General features: G+C 64.6%; 11 protein-coding genes and 3 pseudogenes. 6 read left to right on the top strand and 8 right to left on the bottom strand.

Annotation, left to right across the window (positions count from 1 at the left end):
* Positions 1-128 precede the first annotated feature (128 nt).
* A pseudogene (locus tag SNOUR_RS41215) lies at positions 129-1,051 on the top strand (transposase).
* On the opposite strand, the gene SNOUR_RS44215 reads toward SNOUR_RS41215, so the two are convergent.
* The gene (locus tag SNOUR_RS44215; protein ID WP_079141947.1) at positions 991-1,320 is read right to left on the bottom strand and encodes a transposase family protein; all 330 of its coding nucleotides are present in this window, start codon (positions 1,318-1,320) and stop codon (positions 991-993) included. The pseudogene SNOUR_RS41215 and the gene SNOUR_RS44215 sit on opposite strands and share 61 nt — an antisense overlap.
* A gap of 207 nt (positions 1,321-1,527) precedes the next feature.
* Entirely contained in the window at positions 1,528-2,067 is a 540-nt protein-coding gene (locus tag SNOUR_RS41210) for an EF-hand domain-containing protein (RefSeq protein ID WP_067343012.1), read from the bottom strand.
* 424 nt (positions 2,068-2,491) lie between these two features.
* On the opposite strand from SNOUR_RS41210, the gene SNOUR_RS41205 reads away from it, so the two are divergent.
* Both SNOUR_RS41205 and SNOUR_RS49495 read left to right on the top strand, forming a co-directional pair.
* A complete protein-coding gene (locus SNOUR_RS41205; RefSeq protein ID WP_079143281.1) occupies positions 2,492-2,803 on the top strand; it encodes a helix-turn-helix domain-containing protein in 312 nt (103 codons plus the stop codon).
* A 47-nt stretch (positions 2,804-2,850) separates the two neighbouring features.
* Positions 2,851-3,825, top strand: coding sequence for an IS630 family transposase (locus tag SNOUR_RS49495; protein WP_376738575.1), 975 nt, complete (start codon positions 2,851-2,853; stop codon positions 3,823-3,825).
* Here the strand turns inward: SNOUR_RS49495 and SNOUR_RS49490 are convergent.
* Together SNOUR_RS49490 and SNOUR_RS49000 are read right to left on the bottom strand one after the other, a co-directional pair.
* A pseudogene (locus SNOUR_RS49490) lies at positions 3,740-3,976 on the bottom strand (transposase family protein); the annotation flags it as partial. The gene SNOUR_RS49495 and the pseudogene SNOUR_RS49490 sit on opposite strands and share 86 nt — an antisense overlap.
* A 313-nt stretch (positions 3,977-4,289) precedes the next feature.
* Positions 4,290-4,415 carry a hypothetical protein gene (locus tag SNOUR_RS49000; RefSeq protein WP_312631493.1) on the bottom strand — a complete coding sequence of 42 codons (126 nt, stop codon included), beginning with the start codon at positions 4,413-4,415 and terminating at the stop codon, positions 4,290-4,292.
* 862 nt (positions 4,416-5,277) lie between these two features.
* Between SNOUR_RS49000 and SNOUR_RS46845 the strand changes: the two genes are divergently transcribed.
* A complete protein-coding gene (locus SNOUR_RS46845) occupies positions 5,278-6,450 on the top strand; it encodes a glycosyltransferase family protein (RefSeq protein ID WP_159425737.1) in 1,173 nt (390 codons plus the stop codon).
* Between the two features lie 143 nt (positions 6,451-6,593).
* Positions 6,594-7,342 (top strand): annotated as a pseudogene (locus SNOUR_RS41180) (transposase).
* A gap of 258 nt (positions 7,343-7,600) precedes the next feature.
* On the opposite strand, the gene SNOUR_RS41175 reads toward SNOUR_RS41180, so the two are convergent.
* From SNOUR_RS41175 to SNOUR_RS49640, 4 genes are all read right to left on the bottom strand, one after another.
* Positions 7,601-8,020 (bottom strand): transposase, encoded by a 420-nt coding sequence (locus SNOUR_RS41175; protein ID WP_159426077.1) that lies wholly within the window; start codon positions 8,018-8,020, stop codon positions 7,601-7,603.
* A gap of 6 nt (positions 8,021-8,026) precedes the next feature.
* Complete coding sequence (locus tag SNOUR_RS46840; RefSeq protein ID WP_159426076.1) at positions 8,027-8,230, bottom strand: hypothetical protein; 204 nt, start codon at positions 8,228-8,230, stop codon at positions 8,027-8,029.
* 50 nt (positions 8,231-8,280) lie between these two features.
* Positions 8,281-8,721, bottom strand: coding sequence for a helix-turn-helix domain-containing protein (locus SNOUR_RS41170; RefSeq protein ID WP_312635744.1), 441 nt, complete (start codon positions 8,719-8,721; stop codon positions 8,281-8,283).
* A gap of 122 nt (positions 8,722-8,843) precedes the next feature.
* Positions 8,844-9,922, bottom strand: a protein-coding gene (locus SNOUR_RS49640) for an IS630 family transposase (protein ID WP_446677936.1) whose coding sequence is annotated in 2 segments (ribosomal slippage) — positions 8,844-9,421 and positions 9,421-9,922 — 1,080 coding nt in all. Because the reading frame shifts where the segments join, the coding sequence is not laid out codon by codon here.
* A gap of 151 nt (positions 9,923-10,073) precedes the next feature.
* Here SNOUR_RS49640 and SNOUR_RS41155 point away from each other — a divergent pair.
* A complete protein-coding gene (locus SNOUR_RS41155) occupies positions 10,074-11,309 on the top strand; it encodes an IS701 family transposase (RefSeq protein ID WP_067343054.1) in 1,236 nt (411 codons plus the stop codon).
* Positions 11,310-12,492 lie beyond the last annotated feature (1,183 nt).

The following is a 12,492-nucleotide window of genomic DNA, read 5'->3' as shown; positions in this document are numbered from 1 at the left end:
ACCACATCAACGAGCCACAGGGCCGGAAGCAACACGTTGATTCTCTGCGAGCCCTTACGGCGTGGTGCGCGACAGTGATCGTAGTTTGGGGCCGTGGCGTGAAGAGGGCCGTACGGGTTAGGGAGGTTGTGACGCAATCCTTGGCCCGTACGGCCTTTTCGCATCCTATCTGTACCGGCATCTCGCGGAGGCAACTCGGCAAGATCATCACCGAGTTGGTGGGACCGTGGCTGGCGCGGGAGGAGTCTCGGCTGTGTGAACGTCGAGGTCACGAGCGTGTGCGGGCCGAGGGCGGAGGCCCGGACCATCAGCTGGTTTTCACCGATCGGGTGATCACCACCCTGGTCATCTTGCGCTTCCAGCTCCCGCACGCAGCCCTTGCCGTCTTCTACGGTGTCGATCGCTCCGCCGTCACCCGTGCCGTCCATGAGATCCGGCCGCTGCTCGCCGCCCGCGGATTCGCTGTGCCCGGCATGCCTGGGTTGCGGCTGGGGACCCTGGCTGATGTCTTCGCCTACGCGGCGGCGGCAGGTGTCGAGTTGCGGATCGACGGGACCGAAGTGCAGGTTCGCCGTCCCCGGGCCGGCCGCCCGGACGCCGGGCCTTCGTCTCCGGCAAGCGTAAGCAGAACACGAAGAAGACCACTGTGATCAGCGACGAGGCGGGCCGCACCCTGTGGACTGGAGCAGTTCGCCCAGGCCGCATGCATAACCAAACTGCGCTCAAAACCGAAGGCATCGGCGACCTGTTCCCCCGGTATCCGCAAGTCAAAGCCCAGGTCGACGCCGGGTACCGGGGTCTGGCCAAGGACTTTCCCGACCAGGTGACCGCACCACCGAAGAGGCCCGGAAAGAGTGCCGATGCCGTGGATATCGCTGCCTGGGAACAGGCACGCAAGACCCAGTCCTCAGCCAGGATCCCCGTCGAGCACGTCAATGCCGAACACAAGGCATGGCGCCCTCTCCAACGCTGGATCGGACGCCGCGAGTACTACGACCAAACCCACCTCGCCATCGCCAGTCTGGTCTCCGACCGCACCGCCATCCGGTAAACACCACCCACCACCCCAACCAGACCGGCACACCCCAACCCCAGTCGCGCACCACGCCGTAAGCGATCTGAACCGCACCGAGGCGGACGGGCCAGGGCATCCCGGGGTGCGTGGCGGGCCCACTGGCCGACCGCGGCGTAGGAACGGGCGCCAGCCAGGACCGCGCAGGCCGCGACCAGCAGTACCGACACCAGAGAGTGACGACGCCCACGGCGTCGACGCGGGTCCGGCAGCGTCCTCAGCCGCCCGTCCAGACCCCACGATCCCACGGTGTTGACGGGTGGATGGCTTCACCAGGCAGACGGTGACAGACTGACGGCACATCGAAGCTCCGGCTGTTCAGGGCGACTTGAGAGGTCACCCCGTCAACCGGAGCTTCGCTGCATCCGTCACGGCCCACAGAAACGGCCTCACACGCCCCTGACCAGCGCGGCCACCTGACCTCCAGGACTATGAATCAGCCCTGGGATCTGGGGCTACGCCATTCCGAAGAAGATCCCTCCAGGGGCGCTGATGCTGGGCGTGTAGAAGAACTGGCGGGCTGAGCGGACACAGTCCTCGCGCGTAATGTAGCCGTTTCCGTCGTTGCCGATCCCCGTGAACTGGTCGACCGTTTCAGGAGAGGTGGTAACTTCCAGGAGCTTCAGGAGACGCACGAGTTCCTCCCTGCCAAGGATTTTGCAGTCGTTGGCGTCCATGACGTCGAATACTGCCTGCGGAATTCCTTCGACCAGGTTGAACCGACTGGTGTCCATGCTGGCCATGCGATTGGCGGCAACGAACTCCTCCTTAGCAAGGAGCGAGGAGGTGCTGCCAGCGTGACGCAGCAGTTCGTACCAGTACATCTGGTAAGTGGCACGCAGTGCCTGGAATCGACGGTCACGCTTGTCGGGCTTGTAGCCGACGGCCAGGCGGTCGAGGAGGCGCTGGTAGTCCGCCCAGTCGATGTTGCCGTCGCGGTTCGCGTCGACGGCTTCGAAGAGCCAACCGAGCTTTAACGTGATGGGGTCAGTCATCCCATTGTCCTTTCGGGTACTCACATAGGGAACTTGTCCCATGAGGCATGTGCCATGCTGCATCAAGCGTTCGGGGCACGCACCCGGGAATACGTCGCCGTCACTCGACTAGAGGCTCGGTCGCCCTGTCTCTCATGACAAGTTCTCCACACGACGAAGAAATATGTCCTTGGCGGATACCCTGCACCGGGCCCCTTAGACGACTTTCTTGCCCGGCACGCGAGCTTCGGTGCTCGGATGAATCGCTTCGACGAACAATGGGACCGCACTGAGCCAACAGGTGAATCGCGTTACTCGTTTCGTGTGTCATCGGCAGTGTGCCCGTCATAGACGGTGATAGTAAAAGCATCAACACCGTCATCTAACTTCTTCCATGGAAGATATTGAGGCGGAACTGTTGAGTTGCCTGTCTCGTTGATGGGGTGTGGCTGGTTCTGGGGGTCTGCGGCGGGTGGTGCGGGCGGGGTGGGAAGTGGTGCGGTTGCGTGTGGTGGCTGCGCTGGAGTCGGGGCAGGTGAAGGGGTATCGGCAGGCGGCTGAGGTGTTCCAGGTGGCGGAGCGGTCGGTCGGCTCCTGGTGGCGTGCCTACCAGGCGGGTGGCTGGGAGGCTTTGGTGGTGAGACGGACGAGCCGGCCGGGCCCGCACGAGAAGATCGGCCCGGAGGACCGTGCGGTCCTGTTTCAGGCGATGGCCGACTACACGCCCGAGGAGCTGCTGATCGTGAGGAGCTGCTGATCGGCGGGCCCTTGTGGACGAGGCTCCTGGTCGCCGAGCTGGTGCGGATGGTCACCGGGGTGGTGATGACGGAGCGCGGTGTGGGCAAGTGGCTGCGGCGGTACGGTTTCTCCCCGCAGCGGCCCGACCGCCGCTCCTACCGCCAGGACCAGGCGAAAGTGGATGCCTGGCTGAGGGACGAGTACCCGGCGATCGCCGCCCGGGCGAAGACGGAGAACGCGGTGGTGGCCTGGGCCGACCAGTGCGGGCTGCGCTCCGATACGGCCCCGCCCGGCACGTCCTGGGCCCCGAAGAGCCAAACTCCCATCGCGCGGGTGTCCAGCCGCCGCTTCAAGGTCAACACCATGTCCGCAATCACCTCACGCGGCACGCTCTACTTCACCGTGTTCACCGAGAGGTTCACCGCGAAGACCTTCACCGGATTCCTGGACCGGCTTGCCCGTCAGGCCGGCCGGAAGGTCCACGTGATTGCCGACCGGCACCCGGTCCACCGCAGCAAGGCCGTGACCGCCTGGCTCAAGGCAAACACCGAGCGGATCGAGCTGCACCTGATGCCCGACTACAGCCCCGAACCCAACCCGGACGAGCCCCTCAATGCGGACATCAAACGCCACATCCACGCCGCCCGCGCCCACTCGGCCGACGACCTCGCCCACGAAACCCGCCGCTCCCACCACCAGCGCCAACCGACCATCGTCCGCAGCTACATCCACGCCCACCACGTCCGCTACACCTCCAATAAGGCAACTCAACAGTTCCGCCTCAATAAGACGGCTCCTGTCACATCGATGCCGTCCAGCAGGGGCTGGAAGCGGACAGCAGATGGATCTTCCGGCCGTGGGCCCGGGACTCGCCGCGCAGGGACTTGCCGTCCACCGCGATCGCCCGCAGCAACCGCCCGCTGGCCTGCGGGCATCGGACGGCAAGCCAACTGCCGACGGCTTGGTCGAGTACGTCACCGTCGACCTGGGCGAGCACCCTGCGGATGGTGGCCTCGCCAGGGGCGTGGTGTTGGCCGGTGAAGGGGTCGCGGCGGGCGCCGAGCCGGGCCAGGACCGGCTGCGAGGCGTCAGCCGCCCACTCGCTGATCGCCAGAAGCGAGGTCGCGCCGGTCAGGACCGCAGCGGCGCAGATGGCGAGTACACCGACCAGGGGATGCAGCCGGCCCCGTGGATCACGGAGGTCCCGTCACCATCGCGAGGCAGGTCAACAGGCCAGGACACTCCTCAATCGAGAGAGACGACGCGGCAGCGAGTTGGTCAAGCGAGGCGGGCATGGGGGATGATTCGGCAACAGCAGGCACGGTCTTCCAGCAGGATCGTGGGACGTAGACACTCACACGATCGCTGGCGACCGCGCCTGCCGCATATCTCCACCAACCCACTCAGCAAGGAAAGTTGGGGTGAACACACTCAAGCCACCTTCGCGCCGATGCCCTGGGCAGGGCCCAGGGCATCGGCGTAGTTGGATGGCGTCCGGTGTGTGATCATCCGAGGCCGAGGAGTGCGAGGGGGCGTCGGGGGTCGCGGGCGTTGCGTCTCAGGCCCGCCACGATGTTGGTGACGCCGGCGAGCTTCATGGCGCCGGCGGCCAGGTTGCGCCAGGTGTCCATCGAGTGGGGCGCGTTGCCGGTCCGCCGCTGGGAGGCGTCCTCGGCGAAGGTGGTGTCGCGGACGTGGTGCAGGGCCTCGATTGAGGCTGATCCTTTGGAGTGGGCACCCTGACAATTGGATCTTGATGGTCCAGGGAGGGATGTTCAGGTGGGACGTCAGTCTCCGTACCCGGAGGAGTTCCGTAACGACGCCATCGCGCTGTGGCGTGCGTCCGATGGCAAGCCTGACCTGCGATGTCACGTGAATGGCTGACAGATGATGGACGGTTTGCAGCGTGTGGAGTTCTATCAGTGTCTGCCGGGCGCTGTGGAACGACGGGCAGCGCGGCGCCCGGCATGTCTGCCTGTTTGTTCTCCCTGGAGGGAGGATGCCGCAGTGCAGGGTTTCGCGGCCTGTAGCGCGCGTGAGGCTGGGGCGTCAGCTGTCAACTTGCTCGCTGCGGTCGGCTAGGCATAGTTATCAAACTTTGCCTGCTGTCCGGTGCTCGGTACGCACTCTCTGTGCACCGGGCGACGGCCCCAGTAGGGCGAGTACAGGGGATTCCCCGGGCCGTCGAGAGCACGTGTGGGACACTGCTCGTCTCGTCCTCCGGGCGAATGGTGGGGGTTGGACGAAATAGCGAGAAGGGAGTGCGTAGTTGCCGTCAGCTGTAAGGGCTGACTAGTGCTTGATCTGGCAGAAGGCGTGGTGGTCTCGATGGTGCCAGGGCTTTTTGGGCAATGAAGAAGGCCTACGGTGTCCGGAGCTAGCGGCCATGCCAGGGATACCGAAGTCTGCTGCGAGATGCAATATGAAAGGGCTTTTATGGAATTCTCTGGTTGGCACTCGCTTGCCAGGAGAGGGCCCTCGAGGTCTTCCGCAGTGAACATGGTGGGAATCCTGGCGCGCAACGAGGCTTCAACGATCGCCGGGGTCGCTGAGGCTGCGGACAAGGGTCTGCATCTGGCTTTCCCCTCGTGCAGGAACGTGGTCATGCTGGCGGACAGCGGAAGCGTGGACGGTACCGTTCAGTGCTTCGCAACGACGCGTTTACAAGCCGAGAAAGTGATGGTGTGCTCCAACGGGGCTGACAGCGGGAAGGGGACCAATGTCTTGGCTATCTCCGGCAGGGCCCTCCAACTTGGCGCCCGCCAGGTGGTGATACTGGGAGGAAATCTTCGTACACCCGACCCTGAATGGGTCAGGCTCTTGGCGTCGGCAGTGGCCGGTGGCAAACCAGCCATTGCCTTGGCCACCCATGCCCGCGATAGGTATGACGCGAGCATTGCCAACCACCTGGTGCGTCCGCTGATCGCCGCTACCTTCGGAGCACACCTGGCACAGCCAATCGGCGGTGAGGTCGCCATGAACTACGCTTTTCTGCAAGAGATGAGTTCCTGGGAGGCCCCGGACAGTGCGCGCCTGTACGGTATTGATGCCTGGCTTACGGCGAATGCGTTGCGGCAGAGCCTGAAGGTTACCGAAGTGCCGCTGGGGGGTACGGTGCACCGCCTGGCACCTGTTAAGACGCTTCCCAGATGTCAACAGGTTGTGGATGCGCTGTTCTATGTGATGACTTGGCTCGACAAGCCGCATCCGGCCCCGCGGACCGCAGCCGCATACCGTGAGGTGGTCAGCCAGACGGCAGCTCGCCGTAGCCCGCCGCAATTGCCTCCTGCTCTGTGCGACCGCCTGACTGGCTATGTCACCCGGCATCGAGAAGACCTGTGTGCGCTGTTTCCCTCGATCAGGTCCCTTCAACATGCACCGTGGGGAGTGCGTATACCTGTTGAAGCATGGCCAGATCTGCTCGCGGACGCTGTAGAGGGCCTGGCGGCAGGGGAGTTCCTCCGTTCCCGTGATCACTTAGCGGTCCTGCTGGCCTGTCGGACTGCGACGTTCTGGTATGAGATCGAAAGTCTGGATGCTCAGCGCATCGACAGCCTGCTGGCTCACCAAGCGAGGGATACCGCGAAAACTGTCCGCAGACGGAAGATCACCTTTGGGGAGCTGTTCCAGAGTAGTTGGAGCACGGGGCTATGGAAGGGGCTGTGATTGAGCCTTTTTCATCCTGTAGCGTTTTTCATGTGTACGGCTTGCGGGTGAGCTGTGGTGTGGCGTTGACGGTGGCGTGACGAGCGGGGCATCTCGTCGGTTTGGGGAGTCGCCAAACATAACCTGACCTGCGGCGATGCCCCGTGTTCTTCTATCCTGCCGCATGTGACCTTGATGAGGACCTCTTGGAGCTGGTGACGATGGTCCTCGTCGCGGTGGAAGGCGACCGCTCCTGCAGGCTCCGGCCGGTCGACCGAGCCCGGTGCACCCTGGTCTACCTGCGTAAGCACGACACCCTCGAACAGCTCGCCGCGGGCTTCGCCATCGGAACGGCGACCGCCTGGCGCTACGTGAACCACACGATCGGGCAACTCGCCCGGTTCGCCCCGTCGTTGACGGAAGCGCTCACCAGCCATCACGCCGAGGGATATGTGCTGCTGGACGGCACCATTGCCGAGACCGACCGTGTCGCCGCCGAGGAGCACTTCTCCGGCAAGGTTCGCCGCGAGGGCGTGAACCTGCAGGTCATCACTGCGGACGAAGGGCAGTTGCTGTGGCTCTCACCCGCTCTGCCCGGTGGTACCCATGACGTGAAGGCCGCACGCGAGCACGACATCATCAAGGCCTGCGAGCAGTTGGACCTCGAAGTCCTCGCGGACAAGGGCTACCAGGGCGCCGGCGGCACCGTCATCACCCCGATCAAGCACCGCCCAGGCACCGAGCCCCCAACAAGCACAAGAAGTCGAACAAGGTCCACGCGGCACTGAGGGCGCCGGTTGAGCGGACGATCTCCCGGATCAAGCAGTGTCGGATCTTCCGCCACGCTCGCATCAGCCCGAACAAGCTCACGTCAGTAGCCATAGCCATCCTCACTCTCACGATCTACACGTGAAAAAGGCTTCTGGCCCTTGAGGGGTGAAAGGGCAGTTCGGGCTGGGACTGCGTGACATGGCGAAGCCCCCGTCGTTGGTGTGGTGATTCCACTCATCGCAACCGACCGCCGGGGGCTTCGTTGGTTCCGCATTCTGCCATGCTCGAGGTCTCGCACGAGCTCGATGAGCGCATCTCCCACCGTGACGGCCTGGCGATATGTCGGCGAGGCCCTCGAGGCCCTCGCCGCCCGGGTGTGAACCTAGTAGATTGTCGCAGCTTAGTTTTGCTGTGTGGTTGGGTAGAGGCGGTGCAGTTTCACGCGGGCGTCGTCGGTGGTGAAGTGCCAGTCGACTTGACGCTGCTCGCTGTTGGTCTGCTGTTGCCAGGCGGCGAGTTCGGCGTTGAGCATGGCGAGGTCGTCGATGCGGCGGTCCAGGCACTGGCGGGTGAGTGCGGAGAGCTCGATCTCGGCGATGTTGAGCCAGGAGCCGTGCTTGGGGGTGTGGTGGATCTCCAGGCGCTGTGCCAGCGTGAAGGCTTTCCCCGGGGCGAACGCCTCGTACAGCGAGGCGATGCTGTGGGTGTTGAGGTTGTCCATCACCAGCACGACCGTGGTGGCGTCGGGATAGTCCACGGTCAGTAGGTGTTCGACCTGGCGCGCCCAGTCGACCTTGGTTCGTCGAGGTTGGGCATCCACGCGTCGTCATCCGCGCAGCGGTTCAACCCAGCAGAAGATCGAGCAGGTCCCCGCGCGGAGGTACTCGTTGTCCTCGCGGCGGTCACGGCCGGGCCGCGGGGGAAGCGGATCACGGACATGGCCGAGCAGCTGGTAGGGCTTTTCGTCCATGCATACCACCGGACGCTCCGGGTCCAAGGGGCGGCGGTAGACCGCCAGGACGTCTTCCATCGCCGCGGCGAAGGCCGCATTCGCGGCGGGCGGGATGGTCCAGCACTTCTTCAGGTGAGGACGCAGTTCCGTTTTTTTAAAACCCGGCCGATCGTGGAGTTGTCCAGGTTCGGGATGTCCTCCATCAGCGCGACGTGCCTCTCCAGCAGGCGCAGCGACCACCGGGCGTGGCCCTTGGGCGGCGTCGAGCAAGCCAGCGCGATCAGCCTCGCCTCGACCTCACCGGTCACCGGGGAGGGCACTGGAGGGCAGGCGCGTTCCTTCCGGCCGACCGTGGCCCACACATCGCCGCCAGTCTCCGCGTACCGCTTCGAGACCAGCCGCACCGACTCGCACGAGACCCCCACCCGGTCCGCGATCACCGCCCGCGGATCGACCGCACCGACCGACGTATCCAGCGCCAGCAACACCCGCGCCCGCCTGATCATCGACGCGCTACGGACTCCCGTCGTGGTCACCCGCACCAACGCCTGACGATCCTCAGCGCTCAAGGCAACTGGATACTTCTTCTGTGACGACATGACAACCCCGCCCGGTCGAAGTAAAGCGACGAGGGGAGACTGCCCGACCGCCAACTCCACCAACCAGAACCATACTTACTGACTTCGGCTCGTCAAGGTGGTGCTGGGTCGTCGAGGGTCAGGCCGGTGCCGGCTATGAAGCCGTCGAGGGTGTCGGGCCGGTACTGAAGGCGTTTGAGCCGGTTGCGTACGAGGGCTTCGAGTCGGTCGAGGGCGACGACGGCGAGGTTGGCCAGGCTGCGTTTGACGTGTGCCCATACCCACTCGACCGGGTTGAGGTCGGGTGAGTAGGCGGGCAGTAGGAACACCGTCAGCCACTCACGCTGGGCGATCAGCTCGCCCATGGCGCGGGAGACGTGGGTGTTGAGGCGGTCCCACACCAGCACGATGGGCGCCTTGAGGAGCTGGTGGGCGCCGTCGAGCAGCGCGATGAAGTCCCCCTCGCCTATGCTGCGACGCTTGCCTTTGCCCGCCTGGTGGGTGCGCAGGCGGTGGCATAGCCGGGTCCGGGAGCCGGGGCGCACGGCGATCAGCCCGGCCACGGACAGGCGTCCCGATCGGCGGCCGCTCACCGTCACCTGCGGGGTGCGGCCGCGCCGGCCCCAGGTGCGTCCCCTGGGCGGCCGGCGGGTGAAGCCTGCCTCGTCCTCGAAGCAGATGTAGCCCCCGCAGGCCGCCCTCGCTCTTTTACCTCGGCCCAGGTCGCCTCCTTCCACGCGGTGACGGCCTGCTCGTCGCGCTCGGCGACCCGCCGTGTGGGGACCTGCGGGCTGAAGCCGAGCCGGTGCATCAACCGAGTGGCCCCGGAGACGCTGTAGGACACGTGGAACTTCCTGCCGATCAGCGTGGCCACCCGCGCGGCGGTCCACACCTGGTCCTCCACCCAGCCGTGCGCGGCCGGACCCTGCTCCAGATACACGGCCAGTTTCTCCAGGCACCGCGGGGACAGACGGCACCGCGAACCGCTCGGACCCCGGGAAGCCAGAGCCTGCACACCACCGTTCCGCCACAGCTGGTGCCACTGGCAGGCCGACTTCGGGCTCACCCGCAGTTGCCGCGCGACCTCCGCTGGCTTGACCTTCTGCTCGAACAACTCGGCCGCCTGCATCCGCACGGTCTCCCGACGCTTGCGTCCCGCAGCCGTCAGCCCGCCTCCATCCGCGTATCTCACACAGCACGTGATACGGCCACCACACCAGACTCATCAGGGACTTCGCCGAAGTTCACCCTGACGAGCCGAAGTCAGTAGCTGCGACAATCTACTAGTAGTACTTCGTTAACTCGATTTGATCGTGTCGGGCTGGGTAGGGCATGTTGTTTCGGTGGACTTTGGGGAAATCGAGGAACTGCGTGGTGAGTTGGCCGCGTTCGTGGCCGAGGTGTTCGCGTCGGTGCGACGCAAGGACACGCGTGGGTGGGGGGACTGCTACCTGCGGGGGTTGATGCTGGACGGCCGTAGGAAGTCGATTCAGCCGATGGCGGAGCGACTGCCGGATGGTGAGATGCAGGCTCTTCAGCAGTTCGTGAATCAGTCGCCCTGGGATCACACCGCGGTGTTGCGTGCGGTTGCCCTGAAGACCGTTCCGGTCGTTGATCCCATGGTGTGGGTGATCGACGACGTGTCGTTCCCCAAGGACGGGAAGATGTCGGTGGGGGTGGCCCGGCAATGGTGCGGGGCGCTGGGCAAGCAGTCCAACTGTCAGGTCGCCGTCAGCCTGCACGCCGCCTCCGACGCCGCTTCCGTGCCGATCTCGTGGCGGTTGTTCGTGCCCGAGGAGTGGGATGAGGACCTTGAGCGTCGCAGAAGGACGGGAATCCCCGAGGAGATCAGGCACCGGGAGAAGTGGCGCCTGGCGCTGGACCTGATCGACGAGGCGATCGCCTGGGGACTGGCCCCGCAGGTGATCGTGGCCGACGCGGGATACGGCCAGAACACAGCATTCCGGCAGGCGCTGGCCGACCGTGGCCTGGACTTCATCGTCGCGGTGCGGGCGGACGAGTCCGCTCACCCGCACGATGCGGTCCCCACCGCGCCCGCCTGGAGCGGAACGGGCCGCAAGCCCGCCGTCCGCTACCGCACCCCGGCACTGCCGCTGAAGGCACTGGCCGCCGAGGCGGGACGCAGGGCCTACCGGCAGGCGACCTGGCGAAAGGGCTCGCGCGGCCCGATGCGCTCCCGGTTCGCCGTCCACACGGTGCGGCCAGCCGGCGTGGCCACCCGCAGATTCGCCATGGCCAAGGCGGGCGGCTCCGCTGCCTGGGACGGTGTTCTGCCTACCGCGACCCTGCTGGCCGAGTGGCCCACCGGCGAGAAGGCGCCGACCGACTACTGGCTGACCAGCCTGCCCGCCGACACCCCGCTACGGAAACTGGCCCGCCTGGCCAAGATGCGCTGGCGCATCGAGCACGACTACCGCGAACTCAAACACGGCCTGGGCCTGGACCACTTCGAAGGCCGCACCTGGCGCGGCTGGCACCACCACACCACCCTGGTAACCGCCGCACACGCCTTCCTCACCCTCCACCGCCTGGACCCAAAAGCAACAGCGCCGGCCTGACCTTCTACCAAGTCCTCCACACCATGCAGGACCTGCTGCTGTGCTGGACCGGTGCATGCCCCACCTGCCACCGCCAGTTACCAACCCCAACCAGAAGCAAACAGCCCTCTCGAAGCCCAACCTAACGAAGTACTACTAGTGGACCTCCACCGCTGTCGTGACCCGATCGGAGGCTGACTTGAAGAATCTCAAGGGAGGTGCCATTCCCACGAGCAGCCCCACCACAGCATCCAGCCCCCTGGTGCCACGCTCCGAGCGGGAGTTGACATACGGAAGGAAGTGTCACACAGTCTAAGAACTGTACTGCCGTGCGCCTGCTCCCCTAGTGCGCAATTCTCAGAGGGTGGCGGGCACGATCCCACTCGTAGCGTCAGCTACGGCCTAGGTTGATCCTAAATGTTTGCCGCGTGGGGACAGGCGTTGTTGACTTCTTTGCTCGAGGCTTCTCGATGCCTGTGTTGTGGCGTATATGGACGCCACAACATGGGGATGGGCTTGTTCCAACCTGGTGGCCACCCAAAGTCAAGGTTGGTGAATTCTCCAATCTAGCTGGGCAGATCTTCTTGGGACGCAGGTACCGAAAGCCTGACTGGTCGTAGGCAGATGCCAGTTGACCGCTGCCTGCGTCTTCCCATGCCCTGGGCAGCTGACCGCGAACGCTGCTACCAAGCCGGCCTCTGGCGTTCCCTGCGAAACGACGGTGGCGATGGCCAAGAGAATGACATGCTGGAAATCGTGAGCAAATGTCCCTTCTGGGCGATTCCCGCAGATGCCGCCTGAAACTACGCAAAGGGATGGCAGTTCGATCTGGAATAGTTCGACGTTCTCTACGTAATGCCACCGCCACAACATCCCTGTCACTTGCTGGGCCACAGGTTGCCCCATCCACGAACTGTTCACAACGCGTCCCAACCATCAACGGAGGCGAGATCGATAATTCGCACCCTCATCCCATTTATCACCTACCCAATCAAGGGTGGGAATGTCAAATAATCTCAAACAGGAATGAGCGGGAGATTCACCAAAGTAAATTTTCTAAATGGCACCGGAGCATTCCTATGCTTTACCCGAGGAGTGCACATGTCACCCATTCCCAAGAACACGCCCTTAGCTGCAAAGCCCTCCCGCCCCCTTTCTCTCAAGCTACAGTCATTTGCCAGGATCCATAGCCAAAACAGCACCC

The organism is Streptomyces noursei ATCC 11455 (assembly GCF_001704275.1).
GTDB classification, from domain to species: Bacteria; Actinomycetota; Actinomycetes; order Streptomycetales; family Streptomycetaceae; genus Streptomyces; species Streptomyces noursei.
The sequence above is the reverse complement of the archived record's forward strand: the minus strand, read 5'-3'. Positions and strand labels throughout refer to the sequence as shown.